At 74.2% G+C, this 19,322-nt stretch carries 14 protein-coding genes; 4 read left to right on the forward strand and 10 right to left on the reverse strand.

Annotation, left to right across the window (positions count from 1 at the left end):
* Positions 1-88 precede the first annotated feature (88 nt).
* Genes LPU61_RS24595 through kdpF form a run of 4 tightly spaced genes read right to left on the reverse strand, consistent with a single transcriptional unit; the run spans position 89 to position 4,933 of the window.
* Positions 89-970: a potassium-transporting ATPase subunit C gene (locus tag LPU61_RS24595; RefSeq protein ID WP_229406289.1), complete on the reverse strand. Its 882-nt coding sequence runs from the start codon at positions 968-970 to the stop codon at positions 89-91.
* Positions 970-3,168, reverse strand: a complete 2,199-nt coding sequence (kdpB, locus tag LPU61_RS24600) for a potassium-transporting ATPase subunit KdpB (RefSeq protein WP_229406290.1) — start codon at positions 3,166-3,168, stop codon at positions 970-972. The genes LPU61_RS24595 and kdpB overlap by 1 nt, the downstream gene beginning before the upstream one ends.
* A 20-nt stretch (positions 3,169-3,188) precedes the next feature.
* Positions 3,189-4,844, reverse strand: a complete 1,656-nt coding sequence (gene kdpA, locus LPU61_RS24605; RefSeq protein ID WP_229406291.1) for a potassium-transporting ATPase subunit KdpA — start codon at positions 4,842-4,844, stop codon at positions 3,189-3,191.
* Positions 4,844-4,933, reverse strand: a complete 90-nt coding sequence (gene kdpF, locus LPU61_RS24610) for a K(+)-transporting ATPase subunit F (RefSeq protein WP_036343797.1) — start codon at positions 4,931-4,933, stop codon at positions 4,844-4,846. Before kdpF ends, kdpA begins: the two co-directional genes overlap by 1 nt.
* Before the next feature lie 466 nt (positions 4,934-5,399).
* On the opposite strand from kdpF, the gene LPU61_RS24615 reads away from it, so the two are divergent.
* Entirely contained in the window at positions 5,400-7,940 is a 2,541-nt protein-coding gene (locus tag LPU61_RS24615) for an alpha-L-arabinofuranosidase C-terminal domain-containing protein (protein WP_229406292.1), read from the forward strand.
* 22 nt (positions 7,941-7,962) lie between these two features.
* Entirely contained in the window at positions 7,963-9,417 is a 1,455-nt protein-coding gene (locus tag LPU61_RS24620) for a family 43 glycosylhydrolase (RefSeq protein ID WP_229406293.1), read from the forward strand.
* A 127-nt stretch (positions 9,418-9,544) separates the two neighbouring features.
* Here LPU61_RS24620 and LPU61_RS24625 read toward each other — a convergent pair whose 3' ends face one another.
* Genes LPU61_RS24625 through LPU61_RS24640 form a run of 4 tightly spaced genes read right to left on the reverse strand, consistent with a single transcriptional unit; the run spans position 9,545 to position 12,732 of the window.
* The gene (locus LPU61_RS24625; protein WP_229406294.1) at positions 9,545-9,907 is read right to left on the reverse strand and encodes a hypothetical protein; all 363 of its coding nucleotides are present in this window, start codon (positions 9,905-9,907) and stop codon (positions 9,545-9,547) included.
* Complete coding sequence (locus tag LPU61_RS24630) at positions 9,904-10,767, reverse strand: extradiol ring-cleavage dioxygenase (protein WP_043963466.1); 864 nt, start codon at positions 10,765-10,767, stop codon at positions 9,904-9,906. Before LPU61_RS24630 ends, LPU61_RS24625 begins: the two co-directional genes overlap by 4 nt.
* Before the next feature lie 16 nt (positions 10,768-10,783).
* Positions 10,784-11,584 carry a citryl-CoA lyase gene (locus LPU61_RS24635; protein ID WP_229406295.1) on the reverse strand — a complete coding sequence of 267 codons (801 nt, stop codon included), beginning with the start codon at positions 11,582-11,584 and terminating at the stop codon, positions 10,784-10,786.
* The gene (locus tag LPU61_RS24640; protein ID WP_229406296.1) at positions 11,569-12,732 is read right to left on the reverse strand and encodes a CaiB/BaiF CoA-transferase family protein; all 1,164 of its coding nucleotides are present in this window, start codon (positions 12,730-12,732) and stop codon (positions 11,569-11,571) included. Before LPU61_RS24640 ends, LPU61_RS24635 begins: the two co-directional genes overlap by 16 nt.
* 252 nt (positions 12,733-12,984) lie before the next feature.
* On the opposite strand from LPU61_RS24640, the gene LPU61_RS24645 reads away from it, so the two are divergent.
* Complete coding sequence (locus tag LPU61_RS24645) at positions 12,985-14,433, forward strand: amidohydrolase family protein (RefSeq protein ID WP_043964714.1); 1,449 nt, start codon at positions 12,985-12,987, stop codon at positions 14,431-14,433.
* 53 nt (positions 14,434-14,486) lie between these two features.
* Positions 14,487-15,290, forward strand: a complete 804-nt coding sequence (locus LPU61_RS24650; RefSeq protein ID WP_229406297.1) for an IclR family transcriptional regulator C-terminal domain-containing protein — start codon at positions 14,487-14,489, stop codon at positions 15,288-15,290.
* A gap of 7 nt (positions 15,291-15,297) precedes the next feature.
* On the opposite strand, the gene LPU61_RS24655 is transcribed toward LPU61_RS24650, so the two are convergent.
* Positions 15,298-17,949, reverse strand: coding sequence for a DUF6493 family protein (locus tag LPU61_RS24655; protein WP_229406298.1), 2,652 nt, complete (start codon positions 17,947-17,949; stop codon positions 15,298-15,300).
* Positions 17,946-19,280: an SWIM zinc finger family protein gene (locus LPU61_RS24660; RefSeq protein WP_043963463.1), complete on the reverse strand. Its 1,335-nt coding sequence runs from the start codon at positions 19,278-19,280 to the stop codon at positions 17,946-17,948. Before LPU61_RS24660 ends, LPU61_RS24655 begins: the two co-directional genes overlap by 4 nt.
* Positions 19,281-19,322: the final 42 nt, after the last annotated feature.

A 19,322-nucleotide genomic window follows, 5' to 3' on the forward strand; every position in this document is an offset into this window, starting at 1 on the left:
GTTCCTCCTTCCGTGGGTCGACGTCGTCCGGGCGGGCATCGGCGGGCCGGGCCGGGGCGGGCCAGCGGTGGTCCGCCCCGGCGACGGTTCAACGAGCGGGGAACCGCCGGTCGAGGGCGAGGTTCAGCTCCAGCACGTTAACGCCGGGCTCGCCCAGGAAGCCCAGCGCCCGGCCGGTGGTGTGCGCGGCGACCAGCCGCCGGACGGCCATTGGGTCCGCGCCACGCTCGCGGGCCACGCGGGCGACCTGGAGTTCGGCGTACGCGGGGCTGATGTGCGGGTCGAGGCCGCTGCCGCTGGCGGTCACCGCGTCGGCGGGCACAGCCGGGTCGGCCGGGGCGTCGCCGCGCACCGGGACGATCACCGCCCCGGCCGCGACGTAGTCCTCGCCGGGCCGCGCCAGCTCCACCGCGACGCCCTGCCAGGTGGCCACGAACGGGGTGGCGGGGGCGGTCTGGTTGACGCTGACGACGCGGGTCACCGGGCCGGTGAACCCGTCGCGGTGGAACACGCCGAGGACGGCGCCGACCCCGTCGGCGGTGCAGTAGGGCCGCCGCCCGTCCACCCCGTCGAGCGCGCCGACGGCCCGGCTGCGGGCGCAGACCCGGGTGAGCAGGCTCGGCGCCGATCCGGCGGGGTCGGCGGCGAGGGTGTCGACGACACTCTCCGGGCCGAGGTTGCTCGCCCCGGTGGAGGTGGGATCGTAACCGTCGCCGGCCGCCGAGGGGCGGGACTGGAAGTAGCGCGGGACGGGGTTGCCGTCGGCGTCGGTGAACGCCTGGCCGATGAACGCGCTACCGACGGTCCGGCCGCCGGCGGTGACGAGCGATCCGTCGGCGCGGGCGTCGAGGCCGGGCAGCCGGCCGGCGGCGACCAGGACGAGCGGGTACGCGACACCGAGCAGGGCGGTGAACACGAGCAGGGCGCGCAGGGCCGCCAGGTGCGGGGCGAGCCAGGTGGGTGGGCGCATCACGAGACCCCCGGGACGAACTGGACGATCAGGTCGACGAGCTTGATGCCGACGAACGGCACGACGATGCCGCCGAGGCCGTAGACCAGCAGGTTGCGGCGCAGCAGCGTCGCCGCCGCCGCCGGCCGGTACCGCACGCCCCGCAGGGCCAGCGGGATGAGCGCGACGATGACGATCGCGTTGAAGACGACGGCCGCGAGGATCGCGGACTCCGGGCTGGCCAGCCGCATGACGTTCAGCGTGTCCAGGCCCGGGTAGATGCCGGCGAACATGGCCGGGATGATCGCGAAGTACTTCGCGACGTCGTTGGCGATGGAGAAGGTCGTCAGGGCGCCCCGGGTGATGAGGAGTTGCTTGCCGATCTCGACGATCTCGATGAGCTTGGTCGGGTCGGAGTCGAGGTCGACCATGTTGCCGGCCTCCTTCGCCGCCGACGTGCCGGTGTTCATGGCCACCCCGACGTCGGCCTGGGCCAGCGCCGGGGCGTCGTTGGTGCCGTCACCGGTCATCGCGACCAGCCGGCCGCCCTCCTGCTCGCGCTTGATCAGGTCGAGCTTGTCCTCCGGCGTGGCCTCGGCGAGGAAGTCGTCCACCCCGGCCTCCTCGGCGATCGCCCGCGCGGTGCGCGGATTGTCGCCCGTGATCATGACGGTACGGATGCCCATCCGGCGCATCTCGTCGAAGCGCTCCCGCATGCCCGACTTGACCACGTCCTTGAGGTGGATCACGCCGAGCGCCCGCGCCGGTTCGCCCCGGACGTGCTCGGCCACCACGAGCGGGGTGCCGCCGAGCCCGCTGATCTCGTCGACCACCTGGCCGACCTGCTCGGTGGGGTGGCCGCCGTGCTCACGGACCCACTTCGTCACGGCTGCCGCCGCGCCCTTGCGGACCCGCCGGGTGGGGCCGGTGGCGTCGCCGTCCGGGGTGAGGTCGACGCCGCTCATCCGGGTCTGGGCGGTGAACGGCACGAACGTGGCGTGCGGCACGAGGCCCGGTTCCCGCTCCCGCAGCCCGAAGTCGTTCTTGGCGAGGACGACCACGGATCGACCCTCGGGGGTCTCGTCGGCGAGGCTGGACAGTTGGGCCGCGTCGGCCAGCTCGGCGGCGGTGACCCCGCCGACGGGCCGGAACTCGGCCGCCTGCCGGTTGCCGAGGGTGATGGTGCCGGTCTTGTCCAGCAGCAGGGTGTTCACGTCACCGGCGGCCTCGACGGCCCGGCCGCTCATGGCCAGCACGTTGCGCTGCACCAGGCGGTCCATTCCGGCGATGCCGATCGCCGAGAGCAACGCGCCGATGGTGGTGGGAATGAGGCAGACCAGCAGCGACACCAGGACCACGCCGCTGACGCCGGCGTCGGTGATCGCGCCGGTGTCCGGCGCCGCGCCCTGGTAGCCCTTCGAGAAGATGGCGAGGGGCTGGAGCGTGACCACGGCCAGCAGGAAGATGACGGTGAGCGCGGCGAGCAGGATGTTGAGCGCGATCTCGTTCGGCGTCTTCTGCCGGTTCGCGCCCTCGACCAGGGCGATCATCCGGTCGACGAAGCTCTCCCCCGGCCGCTGGGTGATCCGCACGACGATCTGGTCGGAGAGCACCCTCGTGCCGCCGGTGACGGCGCTGCGGTCGCCGCCCGACTCCCGGATGACGGGGGCGGACTCGCCGGTGATGGCCGACTCGTCGACGCTGGCGATGCCCTCGACGACGTCGCCGTCGCCGGGGATGATCCCGCCGGCGCAGACGAGCACGACGTCGCCCTGCCGCAGCTCGGCGGCGGGCACCGCCTCGTCCCGGTAGGCGTTGGCGGGCGCGCCCGCAGACCAGCCGACCAGCCGGGTGGCGATGGTCTCCTGCTTGGCCCGGCGCAGGGTGGCGGCCTGGGCCTTGCCGCGCCCCTCGGCGACGGCCTCGGCGAGGTTGGCGAAGACGACGGTGAGCCAGAGCCAGCCGGTGATGGCCCAGGCGAAGACCGAGGGGTCGGTCACGGCGAGAACGGTGGTGAAGGCCGCGCCGATCTCCACGATCAGCATCACCGGGTTGCGCCACAGGGTGCGCGGGTCGAGCTTGCGCAGCGCGTCCGGCAGGGCGGCCAGGAGCTGCCCCGGGTCGAGCAGGCCGCCGCCGGCCGGGTTGCCCCGGGTGGCGGGCGTGCCGGCGGCCGACGCGTCGGCGGTGCCGTGCGGTGCCGGCGTGGACGTGGTCATGTCCTTCTCTCTCATGGTGGTCACAGCCCCTCGGCGAGGGGGCCGAGCGCGAGCGCGGGCAGGAAGGTCAGCGCCACCAGGAGCACCGTGACGCCGACGACCATCCCGACGAACAGCGGCCGGTGGGTCGGCAGGGTGCCCCCGGTGGCGGGGGTGGGCGCCTGGCGGGCCAGGGAGCCGGCCAGGGCGAGCACGAAGATGACCGGCAGGAACCGGCCCAGCAGCATGCACAGGCCCAGGGCGGTGTTCCACCACGGGGTGCCGACCGTGATGCCGGCGAACGCGGAGCCGTTGTTGTTGCTCGCCGAGGTGAACGCGTACAGCACCTCGGACAGGCCGTGCGGGCCGGTGTTCAGGGCCGTCGAGTCGTTGCCGGTGGCGAAGGCCGCCGCCGTCCCGGCCAGCACCAGCGCCGGGGTGACCAGGAAGTACAGCGACGCGAGCTTGATCTCCCGGGCGCCGATCTTCTTGCCCACGTACTCCGGGGTCCGGCCGACCATCAGGCCGGCCACGAAGACGGTGATCACCGCGAGGACCAGCATGCCGTAGAGGCCGGCGCCGACCCCGCCGGGCGCCACCTCGCCGAGCATCATGTTGACCAGCGGCATCATCCCGCCCAGGGCCGTGTACGAGTCGTGGAACGAGTTCACCGCGCCGGTGGAGGTGAGCGTCGTCGCCGCGGCGAAGGTCGCCGAGCCCGAGACCCCGAAGCGCACCTCCTTGCCCTCCAGCGCCGCCCCGACCGCCTGCGGCACCGTGCCGTGGCCGGCGAGTTCGAAGACGTTGGTCAGGGCGACGCTCGCCACCGCCAGGATCGCCATGACCGCGGCGATGGCGTACCCCTGCCGGTTCTGGCCGACCATCCGGCCGAACACCCGGGGCAGGCTGAACGGGATCACCAGGATGAGGAAGATCTCCAGCCAGTTCGTCCAGGCCGTCGGGTTCTCGAACGGATGGGCGCTGTTGGCGTTGTAGAAGCCGCCGCCGTTGGTGCCCAACTCCTTGATCACTTCCTGGCTGGCCACGGGCCCGCCGGTGATCGTCTGGGTCCCGCCGGTGAGCGTGGTGACGTCGGTGCCGGCGGACAGGTTCTGCACCACGCCGCCGAGCATCAGCACGAGCGCCCCGAGCACCGCCACGGGCAGCAGGACCCGCAGCACGATCCGGGTCAGGTCGACCCAGAAGTTGCCCAGCTCACCCGTGCGGCCCCGGGCGAACCCGCGGACCAGGGCGACCGCGACGGCGATGCCGACGGCGGCGGAGACGAAGTTCTGCACCGCCAGCCCGGCCATCTGCACCAGGTGGCCCATGGTCGACTCGCCCGCGTACCACTGCCAGTTCGTGTTGGTCACGAACGACACGGCGGTGTTCCACGCCCCGTGCGGCACCACCGGGGCGAAGCCCAGGGACAGCCACAGGTGGTTCTGCACGCGCTGGAACGCGTACAGGAACAGGATCGACACCGCGGAGAAGGCCAGCACCGCGCGGGCGTACACGCCCCAGGTCTGCCCGGCGGCCGGGTCGACCCCGACCAGGCGGTACACGACCCGCTCGACGCGGGCGTGCCGGGTGCCCGCCACCACGCGGTACAGGTGGTCGCCGAACGGTTTGTAGGCGGCGGCCAGGGCCACCACGAGCGAGAGCGCGAACAGCACGCCTGCTGTCGTCGTGGTCATCAGAACCGCTCCGGGAACAGCAGGGCGACCACCAGGAACACGCCCAGGCCGATCGCCAGCACCAGGCCGACGGCGTTGACGGCGCTCACAGCTTCTCCACGCCCCTCACCACGAGGGCGAGCGCCGCGAACAGCGCCACCGTCACCAGCACGTACCCCAGGTCGGACACGGTCGTTTCCTCCTACCGGACACGGTTGTCGCGACCGCCTTCCGGTCGCGCCGGGCAAACACAACCCCCCTCGGCGGCGCCCGGCCAGGGGTCATAACGCGACCATGACGGCGAGGGGCCGTTTCTTGACGCCGCTTTCACGCGGCGCACCACTTTCGTGATCGCGGTCACCGGAGGCGCCGGCGGGAGGACACCACCGGGGGCGGCCCGCTCCGGGCGACCGGACGCCGCGGGCGATTCCTCGTAACCCGGCTATTGACCGGTTTTCATCCGCCGGCAATACTCGCCCGTGTTAGCGCTCACATGCAGGGCCGTCCGACCGGGGCGCGGCGCGTCGGGCCCCGACCACGGCACGCCGGGGCGGTGCCGATGTCCAGGAGGCACACATGTTCCGACCACACCCACTGCTCGGCCTCGCGGCGGCCGCGCTGGTGGCCACCACTGTCGCCACCGCCGCGCCCGGCCTGGCCAGGACGCCGGCCCCCGAGCCCGAATACACCATCACCGTCGACCCGGCCGCCGCCGGCACCCCGATCAGCGACTCCATGTACGGGGTGTTCTTCGAGGACATCAACTTCGCCGCCGACGGCGGGCTCTACGCCGAACTGGTCCGCAACCGTTCCTTCGAGTTCGGCCCGGCCGACAACCGGTCCTACACGCCGCTGACCGGCTGGACGCCCACCGCCGACGCCGGCGGCGCGGGCACCGCGTCCACGGCGGACGACGCCGCCCGGCTGCACGAGCGCAACCGCACCTACCTGCGCCTCGACCTCGCCAGCACCGGCGACGGCCGGTACGGCGTGACGAACGCCGGCTTCAACAACGGGATCGCGTTGCGCGCCGGCGGTGCGTACGACTTCTCGGTCTGGGCCCGCACCGACGCCGCCGCCGGGACCCCCCTGACCGTCACCCTGCACGACGCCGCCGGCCAGCCGCTCGCCGCGCCCCTGAGGCGTGCCGTGCGCGGCGACGGCTGGACGAAGTACACCGGGACGCTGAAGGCGACCCGCACCACCGACGCGGGCCGGCTGTCCGTGCGCGCGGGCGGCACCGGCGTCCTGCGGCTGGACATGGTCTCGCTGTTCCCCCGCGACACCTTCCGCACGCGCCCGAACGGCCTGCGCCGCGACCTCGCCGAGAAGATCGCGGCGCTGAAGCCCGGCTTCGTCCGCTTCCCCGGCGGCTGCCTGGTCAACACCGGCAGCATGTACGGCTACGACGCCGCCTCGAACTGGCCCCGGGCCCGCTCCTACCAGTGGAAGGACACCGTCGGCCCGGTCGAGACCCGCGCCACCAACGCCAACTTCTGGGGCTACAACCAGTCCTACGGCCTGGGCTACTACGAGTACTTCCAGTTCGCCGAGGACATCGGCGCGATGCCACTGCCCGTCGTGCCCGCCCTGGTCACCGGCTGCGGCCAGAACCAGGCCACCGCCGACGAGGCGCTGCTGCGACGCCACATCGCCGACACCCTCGACCTGATCGAGTTCGCCAACGGCCCGACCAGTTCCACCTGGGGCGGCCTGCGTGCCTCGATGGGGCACCCCAGGCCGTTCGGCCTGACCCACCTCGCCGTCGGCAACGAGGAGAACCTGCCGGACGCGTACTTCGCCAACTTCCAGAAGTTCCGCGCGGCGATCGAGGCGGAGCACCCCGGGATCACCGTGATCGGCAACTCCGGCCCCGACGACGCCGGTGTCACCTTCGACCGGCTCTGGCAGCTCAACCGGGACGCCGGCGTCGACATGGTCGACGAGCACTACTACAACAGCCCGGCGTGGTTCCTGCAGAACAACACCCGCTACGACTCCTACGACCGCGCCGGCCCGAAGGTCTTCCTCGGCGAGTACGCCTCGCAGGGCAACAAGCTGTCCAACTCGCTGGCCGAGGCGTCGTACCTGACCGGGCTGGAGCGCAACGCCGACGTGGTGCGGATGGCCTCGTACGCGCCGCTGCTGGCCAACGTGGACAACGTCCAGTGGCGCCCGGACCTGATCTGGTTCGACAACGACGAGTCGTGGGGCTCCACCAGCTACCAGGTGCAGAAGCTGTTCATGAACAACGTCGGCGACCGGACCGTGCCGAGCCGGGTCACCGGCCCGTCCACCGCGCCGGCGCCGATCACCGGCGGGATCGGCCTGTCGACCTGGGCCACCTCGGCCACGTACGACGACGTGCGGGTGACCGCCCCCGACGGCACGGTGCTGTTCGCCGACGACTTCTCCGCCGGGGCGGGCGCCTGGACGCCGCTGGCGAACCGGGGCGCCTGGTCGGTGGTCGACGGGGCGTACACCCAGTCGGACACCGGCGCGCAGGACACCCTGGTCAGGGCCGCCGACGTCACGGCCAGCGACTACGACCTGACGCTCAAGGCCCGCAAGAACGCCGGCGCGGAGGGCTTCCTCGTCGCGTTCGGGGTGAAGGACTCCGGCAACTTCTACTGGTGGAACCTCGGCGGCTGGAACAACACCCAGGGCGCGGTGGAGAAGGCCACCAACGGGGCCAAGGAGACCCTGGTCGCCAAGCCGAACCGGATCACCACCGGCACCACGTACGACGTGCGGGTGCAGGTGCGCGGCACGAAGGTCACGCTGTTCCTCGACGGCCAGGAGTGGGCCAGCTTCACCGACGACCGGGTGACCCGCACGTTCACCCAGGTCGTCACCCGCGACGACGCCACCGGCGAGCTGATCGTCAAGGTGGTCAACGCCCAGGACAAGCCCGCCGTGACCCGGGTGGACCTGGGCGGGCTGCGGGTGCGCGACCGGGCCCGGATGACCGTGATCACCGGCGACCCGGGCGAGCAGAACACCCGCTCGGCCGAGCCGATCCAGCCGGCCACCCGGACCGTCGGCGGCATCGCCAGCACCTTCACCCGCACCTTCGCGCCGAACTCCGTCACCTTCCTGCGCATCCGGACCAAGTGAGGTAGAGACGATGACGTACCCGATGAGCCGGCGTGTCCTGCTGCGCGGCGGGCTGGGCGTGGCGGCGACCGGCATGGTCGCCGGGCTGTCCTCCGCGGCCACCGCCGGCCCCCGGCCGGGCGTGGCCCGCACCGACTCCGAGGTCTACGGCGTCACCACCGTCGACCCGCTGATCACCCAGCGCGCCGACCCGTTCATCACCCGCCCGGTCGCCGGGACGTACTACTTCACCGGCTCGGTGCCGGAGTACGACCGGATCGTCGTGCGGGGCGCGTCCACCATCGCCGGCCTGGCCACCGCTGCCGAGTCCGTGATCTGGCGGCGGCCCGCCAGCGGACGGATGGCCGGGCACATCTGGGCCCCGGAGCTGCACCGCATCGACGGGCGGTGGTACGTCTACTTCGCCGCCGGCGACTCCGACAACGTGTTCCGGATCCGGATGTACGTGCTGGAGTCGGGGCTGGCCGACCCGCGCGACCCCGCCGGGTGGACGCTGCGCGGCCAGATCGCCACGGAGTGGGACGACTTCTCCCTCGACGCGACCACCTTCGCGCACGCCGGGCGGCGCTACCTGGTGTGGGCGCAGGCCGAGCCGGAGATCGCGGTCAACACCAGCCTGTACATCGCCGAGATGAACACGCCGTGGTCCATCCGCACCAAGCCGGTGCGCATCGCCACGCCGACGCGGGCCTGGGAGACGCAGGGCTTCGCGGTCAACGAGGGCCCGGCGGTGCTCGTGCGCAACGGGCGGGTCTTCCTGACCTTCTCCGCCAGCGCCACGGACGCCCGCTACTGCATGGGCCTGCTGACCGCCGACGCGGGCGCGAACCTGCTGGACAACCGGTCGTGGGTGAAGACCCCCGACCCGGTCTTCGCCACCTGGGAGCAGACCCGGCGGTACGGCCCGGGGCACAACTCGTTCACCGTCGCCGAGGACGGGGTGACCGACGTGCTCGTCTACCATGCCCGCGACTACCGCGACATCACCGGCGACCCGCTATACGACCCCAACCGGCACACCCGGGTGCAGCGGCTGTACTGGCACGGCGACGGCTCGCCGCTGTTCGGGGTGCCCGTGGGCGAGGGCGGCCCGATCGTGCGCCTGTCCCCCGCCGACGCCCGCACCGCGTACGTGCGGCACTGGGAGTACGTGCTGCGGGTCGACTCCGGCGTGCGCGAGCTGGCCGACACCCAGTTCCGGTTCGTGCCGGGGCTGGCCGGCGCGGGCACCGAGTCGCTGCGGTCGGTCAACTTCCCCGACCGGTACGTCCGGGTCGTCGACGGGACCGTCCAGATCGTCCCGGTGGCGGCCGGCAGCCCCGAGGCGACCTCGGCGAGCTTCCGCCGGGTCCCCCGCGACGGTGGCGGGATCTCCCTCCAGCTCGCTGGCGACGCCACCGCGTACCTGCGGCACGACCGGGGCCGGCTGATCGTCGGGCCGGCGGCCGGGGACCGGACGACGTTCCTGCTGAGCTGAGCCGGCGTCGTGGCGGTGGCCCGGCCGGGCCACCGCCACGACGCGCCACTGATCGACGTACACAGATTGGCGAAGCCGGCCGGTGTGAGCGCGCACATGGTGCTTTCCCGCCGCCGCGCCCGCCCGGTCAGGTCGCGATGTCCGGGTACGGCAGGTCGAAGTGGGCCAACCGGGCGGCGTACGCCTTCTGGTACTCCAGCGGCTCGGTGTTGTCCCGCTCGAACATGGCGATGAACAGCGTCAGGGTGAGGAACGGGTGGGCGCCCAGCTGGAACAGCGCGACGTGGTCGTGGGCGATCAGGGCGGCCCGCTCGGCCGGGGTGAACCGCAGCCAGGTGCTGGCCTCGGCGGTGTGGCAGTTGAGCACGGCGTTGGCCCGCTCGGCCTCCCACCACCGCACCAGCCCCTGCGGGTCGGCCCGGTAGCGCTCCACCAGCTCCGGGTCCCGGTCGACGGTGTAGAGGAACTTGTCCAGCAGGTATTTGCTCATGCCGGCGCTCCGTTCGGGTACCAGGTGAAGTAGGCCTCCATGGTGTGGAACAGGTCGAGGGTGTCGACGTGGTCGGCCTTCGCGCCCGCGCCCGCGACGCCCATCATGAGCATGAAGTCCATGAAGCCGTGGGTGGCGTTGCCGGGGGCGTGCAGGCTGTCCAGGGTCACCTCCGACAGGCAGCCGTCGAGGTCGCCGTTGGCGATCCACTCCACGGCCCGGCGGTCGAACTCGGGGTCGGGGCCGTGCGGGCCGAACTGGCGGGGCCCGCCGAGCTCCAGCGACAGGTGGCCGGTGCCGATGATCGCCACCCGCAGGTGCGACGGCCACGACTCGACGATCTCGCGGATGGCCTGGCCGAGCTGGACGAAGCGCTTCGGCTGCGGCAGCGGCGGGGCGAAGATGTTGGTGTAGATCGGCACGATCGGCAGGTCGGCCTCGGGGCGCAGCGTGACGATCGGGCAGGTGATGCTGTGGTCGATGCGCAGCTCGTTGCTGAACGCCAGGTCGAAGCCGGCGTCCAGGCCGGCGCGCAGGATGTGCCCGGACAGGTCCTCCTGGCCGGTGAGCAGCATCCGCGGCAGCCCGAACTCGCGTTCCTCGTTGTACCAGTTCGCGTCGTAGAACGGCGCCTTGCCGACGAGGAACTGCGGCATGTTGTCGAGCCAGAGCTGGTGGAAGTGGTCGGAGCCGACCATCACCAGCACGTCCGGCTTCGCCCTGGTCAGGGTCTCCCGGAAGGCGAGGATCTTGCTGACCCACTCGTCGGCGAAGGGGGGACGGTCCGCGCCGGTGGCGGTGCTGGCCCGGTAGTAGAACGGGTGGTGGGTGGAGGCGATCACCGCGACGACGGTGGCCATGGCGGCTCCTTGACGGTCAGCTCTCGGGTGGTTGGTAGACGGCGTTGCGGTCGACGGCGAGGTAGACGTCCATGCCGATCGGGTTGCGGCGCTCCTCGGCGAGGTGGCCGAGCAGCCCGGCGGCGCGGGCGAGCAGGGCGAAGCCGCGCAGCAGCTCGACGGGCAGGCCCAGGTCGGCCAACGCCGCGCCGCACACGCCGGCCCCGTTGAGCGGCAGGGTACGCCCCAGCACCTGGGGGTGGACCCGGCCGATGGCCTCGAACAGGCGCAGGTGCGGCCCGCGCAGGCCCTCTTCGTCGGCGATGCGGATCAGCACCGGCGTACGCGGGTCCCGCTCCTTGTGCACCGGGTGGCCGAGCCCGGGGACGAGGCGCCTGTCGGCGCGGGCGCGGCGCACCGCGTCGAGGGCGATGGCGTCCCAGTCGCCGGTCTCGGCGGCGGTGGCCGCGGCGTCCCCGGCGGCGGCGATGGTGTCGGCGAGGAACCGCCCGCAGTCCTCGGTGACGCCGAGGAAGCGGGAGCCGCCGCCGAGCAGGCCGGCGGCGAGCGCGCCCTGGAGGGACTCGGGGGCGCTGAGGTACGTCAGCCGGGCGGCGATCGCGGTCGGGGTGAACCCGTGGTCGGCGAGCGCCACCAGCACGGCCTCGAAGACGCGCACCTCGCCCGGGGTGGGGCGGCGGCCGGCGACCAGCCAGTAGGCCAGCTCCCCGAAGCCGACCGAGCCCATCAGGTCGGCCGCGAGGTCGTGGCCGAGCAGCCGGATCGTGGTCGGGTCGGAGGTGCCGAGGGAGGTGGGGAAGCTCAGCTGGTCAGCCATGCGCGGATCTCCTCGCCGTGCTCGTCGAGACCCGGCGGCGGCAGCTCGTACCGGGCCGGGGTGTCGGAGAAGGTGATCGGGTTGCGGACGCCGGGCACGTCGCCGACGGTGACCACGGGGTCGAGGCCGAGCTCCTCGGCCAGGGCGACCCCGCCGTCGATGGTGTTGATCGGGGCGCAGGGCACCCCGGCGGCGAGCAGGTCGCGGAACCACTCGTCCTTGGTGCGCCGGGCCAGCCGCTCGACGAGGATCGGGCGCAGGTCCTCGCGGTGGGCGGTGCGGTCCTGGTTGCGGCCGAAGCGGGGGTCGTCGGGCAGGTCGGGCAGGTCGAGCACCTGGCACAGCTTGCGGAACTGCCTGTCGTTGCCGGCGATGACGATGAGCTCGCCGTCGGCGGTGGGCAGCGGCTCGTAGGGGAACAGGCTGGGGTGGGCGTTGCCCATCCGGAACGGCACGGTGCCGCCGGCGACGTACCCGCTGCTGTGGTTGACCAGGCCGGACAGGGCCGAGGAGAGCAGGTTGACCTCGACGTGCTGGCCGGTGCCGGTGCGGTCGCGGTGGTGCAGGGCGGCGAGGATGCCGATGCTGGCGTGCAGGCCGGCCATCACGTCGAACACGGAGATCCCGGCCCGGTAGGGCGGGCCGTCGGGGTCGCCGGTGAGGCTCATCAGGCCGGAGATCGCCTGGACCATCAGGTCGTAGCCGGGGTAGTTGGCGCCCGCGCCGGTGCCGAAGCCGCTGATGGAGGCGTAGACGACGCGGGAGTTGCCGGCGGCGACGGTGGCGTAGTCCAGGCCGAAGCGGGTCAGGCCGCCGGGCCGGAAGTTTTCGATCATGACGTCGGCGCGGGCGGCGAGCCGCCGGGCGACGTCGAGGTCGGCGGGATTCTTCAGGTCCAGGGCGATCGAGCGCTTGTTGCGGTTGATGCCCAGGTAGTAGGTCGAGACCTCGTCGCGCACCGGCGGCATCCAGGTGCGGGTGTCGTCGCCGGCCGGGCCCTCCACCTTGATCACCTGCGCGCCGAGGTCGGCCAGGAGCATCGTCGCGTACGGCCCCGCGAGAATCCGCGAGAAGTCCGCGACGAGGAGCCCGTCCAGTGGCCCCGAGCGTTGCTCCCCCATGACCCGACCACCCTCCTCGACCGCCATGCGGACAACCGTCCGCCGTGCCGCCAGTCTTGCCGGCGGCCGGGCCGCTGTCAACGGTCGCACGCTGGCAACACCCTGGAGGCGAGGTCTGACCGAGATGCACGTTAAGAACTATTATGACCGGCACGGAAACACGTTCTTGACATGCCCGGTGGCCCGGAACACACTTGCGCCAATCGGCCCGCCGACCGCTGGACGGACATCCGTCCGCAAGCCCGGCGGGCCCCGACCCGGGAAGGGGTGGTGGCCGCGATGAGCGCAGGCGACCCGGTGGCGGACGGCCGGCCGGTGGTGTTCCGCAACGGGCTGGTGCTGACCATGGACGACCGGCACACGGTGCTGCCGGACGCCGACGTCCTCGTCGTCGGCGACCGCATCGCGGCCGTCGGCGTCGGCCTCGACGCGCCCGCCGACGCGGTCGAGATCGACGCCACCGGCGGGATCCTCATGCCCGGCATGATCGACACGCACCGGCACATGTGGCAGACGGCCATGCGCGGCTACGGCGCCGACTGGACCCTCACCCAGTACTTCGTCTGGTACTACCTCGACCACGGCCGGCTGTTCCGCCCCGAGGACGTGCACGCCGGCAACGTGCTCGCCGCCCTGGAGGCGATCGACGCCGGGGTGACCACCACCGTCGACTGGTCGCACGGCCTGCGCACCGTCGAGCACGCCGACGCGGCGGCCGACGCCCTCGAATCCGTGCCCGGCCGGTTCGTCCTCGCCTACGGCAACATCCAGCAGGGCCCCTGGGAGTGGGCCACCAGCCCCGAGTTCCGCGACTTCCACCGCCGCCGCATCGACGGGGGCCGCCTCGGCTTCCAGCTCGCCTTCGACGTCACCGGCGACCCGTCGTTCCCCGAGAAGGCCGCCTTCGAGGTCGCCCGGGAACTGGACGTGCCGGTGACCACCCACGCCGGGGTCTGGGGCGCCACCAACGACGACGGCATCCGGCTCATGCACGAGCACGGCTTCATGACCCCGTCCACGGTCTACGTGCACGCCGCCACCCTCAACCCCGACTCGTACCACCGCATCGCCGCCACCGGCGGCTCCGTGTCGGTGTCCACCGAGAGCGAGCAGAGCGCCGGCCAGGGCTACCCGCCCACCTGGGCGCTGCGCCGGCACGACATCGGCGTCTCCCTGTCGATGGACACCAGCGTCTGGTGGAGCGGCGACCTCTTCTCGGCCATGCGCGCCACCCTCGGCGCGGACCGCGCCCGGGAGCACCTCGACGCGCACGCCCGCCAGGAGACCGTCACCCACGCCCACCTGCGCGCCGAGCACGTCGTCGACTGGGCCACCCGGGGCGGCAGCCGCGCGCTCGGCATGGACTCGCAGGTGGGCAGCCTCCAGGCCGGCCGCAAGGCCGACGTGGTGCTGCTCAGGAACGACGCCTCGCCGGTGATGTTCCCGCTGCTCAACCCGTACGGGCACGTGGCCTTCCAGGCGCAGCGCGGCGACGTGCACACCGTCCTGGTCGACGGCCGGGTGGTCAAGCACGAGCACCGGCTGGTCGGGGTGGACCTGGCCGCCGCGCGGCGCGGGGTCGAGGCGACGGTGTCGTACCTGATGGACGCCATGGGCGAGGAGGCGTGGCGCAGGGGCATGAACCCCGACATCCCGGCCACGGCGGTGCTCGACAACCCGTACACGTACACCGAGTGGGACGCCGGCTCGGCCCAGTGGAAGCATTAGCCTGCCGCCCGGGCGCTCCGGGCGGCCGGTCGAGCACGGACGGAGGGAGCCCGATGGCACGCGAGGCGGGACCGGACTTCATCGAGGCCCTGGCCCGCGGGCTCGACGTGCTGCGCTGCTTCCGGCCGGGCCAGGCGGTGATGACGCTCAGCGAGGTCGCGGGCGTCACCGGCCTGGCCCGGCCCACCGTCCGCCGCATCCTGCTCACCCTGGAGGAGCTCGGCTACGTCCGGGTCGCCGACCGGGGGTACGCGCTCACCCCCCGGGTGCTGGAGCTCGGCATGTCCTACATCAACTCGCTGACCATGTGGGACGTCGCCCGGCCGCACATGCAGCGGCTCGTCGGGCAGACCGGCGAGTCCACCTCGATGGCCCAGCTCGACGGCGGCGACATCGTCTACGTCGCGCGGGTCGCCGTACCGAAGATCGTCACCCTGGCGGTGACCATCGGCACCCGCTTCCCCGCCCCCGCCACGTCGATGGGCAAGGTCCTGCTCGCCGCGCTCGACCCCGCCGGCCTCGACCGGGCGCTGGCCGAGCCGAGCCGCTCCGGGGTCGTCTCCCGGTGGCAGCCGGACCGCGCCGAGCTGGACCGGGCGCTGCGCGACGTGCGGGCCAAGGGCTGGGCGCTCGCCGACCAGGACCTCGCCCCCGGCATCCGCTCCGTGGCCACCGGCGTGCGCAACGGCGACGGTCGCATCGTCGCCGCGCTGAACGTGACCGTGCACGCGGCCGACACCAGCGTGGAGACCCTGGTCGACGAGCACCTGCCGCGCCTGCTGCGCACCGCCGCCGACATCAGCCGCGACTGGGCGCTGCGCGACAGCGTCCCGCTCGCCGCCCCCGCCGCCGGCTGACCGGCGGTCAGCCGACGGTGAGCGCCCGGTGCAGGCGGCGCGCCTCGGTCACCACCCGGCTCGTCCCGCGCCGGCCGGCCACCTCGGCCAGCCCCGGCACCTCGACGCGCGCCCCGGTGGCCGTGGCCGTCTCGGCGGCCAGGGTCAGCAGGTCGGGCAGGCCCCGGGGCGGGGTCGCCGCGGCGAGCAGCGGGGGCAGCGCCGCGGCCGTCAGCCGCCACACGCTCAGTGGCGCGCCCGCCCCGGCCGCGTCGCGCAGCGGCTCGACGGCGCGGGTCAGCTTCACCAGGTTGCCCGCGACCAGGTCGCCGAGCCGCGCGCCCACCCCGGCGGCGTCGAGCCGGCCGGTGGCGGCCAGGCCGAGCAGGGCGTCGAGCGCGGCGACCCGGTCGGCGCCGTGGCGCGCGCCGAGCCCGTAGGCCAGGGCCACGTCGACGGCGGGCCCGCCGGCACCGCCGCACTCGGCGAGCAGGGGCAGCACCAGCGCGCCGTCGCGCCGGTCCAGGTCCGCGGCGGCGGTCACCTGCGGCAGCACGTACGCGGCGACGACGCCGAGGTGGTGCGGCAGCACCGACGGCCACATCCCCGCCCAGGTGGCGTGGTCCGTCTCCATCGGCGGCGGGTCGACGGTCAGCAGCCCGTACGGGTCGGGGTAGCCGGCCGGCGGGCGCAGCTCGACCGCGATCCGCCGGGGCGGGAGCTGGTCGTGCTGCCAGTCGTAGCCGACCTTGCGGGGGCGGCGGGCGAGCGGGACGACCCGGGCGACCGGGTCGGGCAGCCCGCCGGCGCGCAGCCAGGCGGCGAGCCGGTCGCCGGCCGGGGTGCGCAGCGCCTCCGCCTTGCCGGCGAGGGTGTCGTCGACGCCGGGGGGCAGCCGCAGCAGCGCCTGGGTGAGGTCCCACCGCCAGGGCTGGCGCTCGCCGAGCGCCGTGAGCCGCTCCAGCAGGGCCAGCGGGTCGAGCGCGCCGTTGGCCGAGGTGGGGGCGGCGAGCAGGCCGGCGTGGCCGGGCTCGCCGAGGTGGTGGCCGACCTCGGCGAGACGGGCGCGCAGCAGCGCGTGCGGCGCAGGCACCCGGGGATCGGTGACGACCAGCTCGCGCGGCGGCCCCTGCGGGCCGGTGCGTCGCACGGCGGCGAGCAGCGCGGCCCACCGACCGCGCTGCGGGACGGCCGGGCGGGGCTCGCCGGCGGTCTCCAGCAGGTCGCTGACGAGGCCGCACAGGCAGCACGGGTCCCATTGGTGCTCGGCGGCCCAGGCCCAGTGCCGGCGGGCGAGGACCGGGTCGAGCGCGGCGCGCAGCCGCGGGCCGTCGGTCGGGGCGAGACGGACCAGCCCGTCGAGGATCCGGTCGAAGGGCTCGCCGCGGTGTTCGGTGCCGACGAGCGCGGCGACCTCCTCGGTGAGTTCGTCGAGGTCGGTGATCGGGGCCGGGGCGGGCGCGGGCGGGCCGGGGTGGGGCAGGTCGTCGCCGCGCGCGACGGCGACCGCCGGCGCGGTGTCGCCGCCGGCCGGGACGGGACCGGCGACCGCCGGGGCGGGGCCGTGCCGGGCCGTCAGGGCCGCCGCCCGGTCGCGCACGTCGACGGCGGGGTGTCCGGCGGCGACCGCGATCACCTCGGCGATCTGGGCCACCCGGTCCGGGTGCCGGCGGGCGAGCCGGTCGAGCCAGGCGAGCTGGCCGCGCACCAGCGCCTTGTCGGGGCGCAGCAGGACCTCGCGGGAGGCCGCGAGCACGGCCTCCGGCTCCGGGTCGGGCAGGGCGCGCAGGGCCTTCTGCGCCATGACGGCGACCGGGGCCGGGGCGTCGGCGAGCAGGCGCAGGTAGTCGGTGGCGCGGGCCGCGACCTCCTGCGCGCTGGGCGCAAGCTCGTGCAGCAGGACGGTGAACGCGCGCAGCGCGGCCGGGCGGTCACCGCGCAGCAGCCGGCCGACAGCACCGTCGAGCAGGGCCGCCCGGTCGACGACCCCGTCGGCGGCGAGCCGCGCGAGCGCGGTGGGCAGGACGTGGCGGTGCCGGCTCTCCCAGTCGGTGTGGACCTCGTCGAACATCATGGGCGCGCCGATGCCGTCGATCTCGAACAGCCGGGGCAGCAGCGCGGCCAGCAGCGGGTCGTTCCGTAGCCGGTCGAGCAACGGCACGGGCGCGCCGCGGCGGCGGTCGGGGCTGGCCAACGACTGCACCCACAGCTCGACGAAGCGCTCCCCCGTCGGCGGCGCGGCGTCGGCGGGCAGCAGCGCGGCGACGAACCGCCAGTGCCCGATCCAGGCGTCGCGGGCCAGCTTGTCGGCCAGCCGGCGGGCCAGCTCGGGCAGCCAGTCGATGCCCCGCTCGGCGGCGACGACGCGGACGAGCCGGGCCGCCCGGTCGCCGTCGACGGTGACGGTGCGGCGGGTGAGGATCGCGGCGGCCTGGGCGGCGGTGGGCAGGCAGCCGACCACGGCGACGGCCAGGGCGGTGCCCCTGCCGCTGCCCCAGAAGGTGGACCGGCGCGTCTTGAACCACTCGGTGAGCTCGCCGCCGACGGCGCGGCGGCGCTGCTCGGGCAGCCCGGTCAGGGCGGCGGCGACGAGGTCGGCCGACCCGGCGTCGACGAGGTCGAACAGGTCGCTGCTGCCGCCGGCCGCCAGCTCCCACCGACGCCGGACCGTGGACTTCACACCGCCTCCCGCGCGACGGAGCCGGCCATCCGGGTGGCCAGCGCGTGCTTGCACGGCCCGCGCTGGCCGCGGTGCTTGGCCCACCAGGGGCAGGTGCAGGTGTACGCGTCGTCGGCGAGCCGCCGCACCCGGTAGACCTGGTCTGCGCTGCGGACGGTGGCCCCGGCGTCGTCGGGGTCGACGGCGCCGGACTCGACCAGCGCCCGCGCGCCCACCAGGCGGGGGTTGTCGCGCTCGGCCCGGCCCGCGTCGTAGGGCATGACGCGGTGGAAGTACGCCGCCTCGGCGACGTCGTAGCCGACCCGTCCGGCGGTGCCGAGCTGGGCGAGGGCGCCCCGCACCCGGGCGGCGTCGAGGCCGGCGGAGGTCGCCAGGGCGTCCACGTCGATCGTCGGGTCCCAGGCCAACAGCGCCGAGACCAGCTCGGCGTCGTCGGCGACGTCGTCGCCGGCCAGGGCGGCCAGCGCGGCGCCCTCGCCGGAGAAGCCCCGGTAGGGCTCCGGCGACAGGGTCAGCGACAGCCGCAGCGCCCCGGTGTCCAGCTCCCAGGTGCTGGGCAGCGCCCCGGCGCCAGGCGCGACGGTCGGACCGTAGACGGTCAGGGTGCGCGCGTGGCGCAGCAGGCCGCGCAGGGCGGCGAGCCGGCCCGCGCCGGCCAGGCAGACCGCGCCGGCCACGGGCCGGGAGGTCAGCCGCAGGCTCCGCCCGGCGGGCACGGCCCAGAGCACCGACCGGTCCCCGGCGGTCGGCAGCCGGCGCAGGAACGTCGCCGCCTCGGCCGCCGGGAGCTGCGCGCGCGGCTCGAACCCGGCGGCGAGCACCTGCACCTCGGCGAAGCCGCGCAGCCACCGCTGCGGCAGGGGCACCTTCTTCTCCACGACCGCGCCGTCCATCGTCTCCACGGTGAGGTCGTCGGGGCCGACGGACAGGCGCAGCGGGTCGAGGCCGCCGACGCGCGACAGCGCCTCGCGCAGCGGGTTGTTGACGTCCACGTTGGTGGTGCCGTGCTCCAGCACGTCGCCGTCGAGCCCCTCGGGCAGGGCGTCCAGGCGGGCGTAGACGCCGCAGCAACCGGAGAACGACTCGAAGCGCAGCCGGTCGCGGCTGCCGGTGACCACCGGGTCGAGGCTGGCCGGGCTCACCGGCCGGAAGTAGCGGGTGCGGGCGACCTCGGCGACCGCGAGCAGCCCGACGGCGGCGGCCTGCGGCGTGGTGAGGAAGCCGCTGAAGAAGCGGGGGTTCGGGGCGGGCCCGCCGCTGGTGGACAGGGCGAGGCCGGACCGGCTCAGGGCGGAGGATCCGAGGTACCTGTACGTCTGTTGGGCGCTCACGGGCCCGGACGGTACAAGATCCCCCCGACACCGCGCCCCGGC

The organism is Micromonospora sp. NBRC 110038, from assembly GCF_020884815.1.
In the GTDB taxonomy this organism is placed as follows: Bacteria; Actinomycetota; Actinomycetes; order Mycobacteriales; family Micromonosporaceae; genus Micromonospora; species Micromonospora haikouensis.

Excerpts from the sequence above, each read along its gene's own strand:
- LPU61_RS24595 (WP_229406289.1), bottom strand. The coding sequence starts at position 970 with ATGCGCCCACCCACCTGGCTCGCCCCGCACCTGGCGGCCCTGCGCGCC.
- kdpB (WP_229406290.1), bottom strand. The coding sequence starts at position 3,168 with ATGACCACGTCCACGCCGGCACCGCACGGCACCGCCGACGCGTCGGCC.
- kdpA (WP_229406291.1), bottom strand. The coding sequence starts at position 4,844 with ATGACCACGACGACAGCAGGCGTGCTGTTCGCGCTCTCGCTCGTGGTG.
- LPU61_RS24615 (WP_229406292.1), top strand. The coding sequence starts at position 5,400 with ATGTTCCGACCACACCCACTGCTCGGCCTCGCGGCGGCCGCGCTGGTG.
- LPU61_RS24620 (WP_229406293.1), top strand. The coding sequence starts at position 7,963 with ATGAGCCGGCGTGTCCTGCTGCGCGGCGGGCTGGGCGTGGCGGCGACC.
- LPU61_RS24625 (WP_229406294.1), bottom strand. The coding sequence starts at position 9,907 with ATGAGCAAATACCTGCTGGACAAGTTCCTCTACACCGTCGACCGGGAC.
- LPU61_RS24630 (WP_043963466.1), bottom strand. The coding sequence starts at position 10,767 with ATGGCCACCGTCGTCGCGGTGATCGCCTCCACCCACCACCCGTTCTAC.
- LPU61_RS24635 (WP_229406295.1), bottom strand. The coding sequence starts at position 11,584 with ATGGCTGACCAGCTGAGCTTCCCCACCTCCCTCGGCACCTCCGACCCG.
- LPU61_RS24640 (WP_229406296.1), bottom strand. The coding sequence starts at position 12,732 with ATGGCGGTCGAGGAGGGTGGTCGGGTCATGGGGGAGCAACGCTCGGGG.
- LPU61_RS24645 (WP_043964714.1), top strand. The coding sequence starts at position 12,985 with ATGAGCGCAGGCGACCCGGTGGCGGACGGCCGGCCGGTGGTGTTCCGC.
- LPU61_RS24650 (WP_229406297.1), top strand. The coding sequence starts at position 14,487 with ATGGCACGCGAGGCGGGACCGGACTTCATCGAGGCCCTGGCCCGCGGG.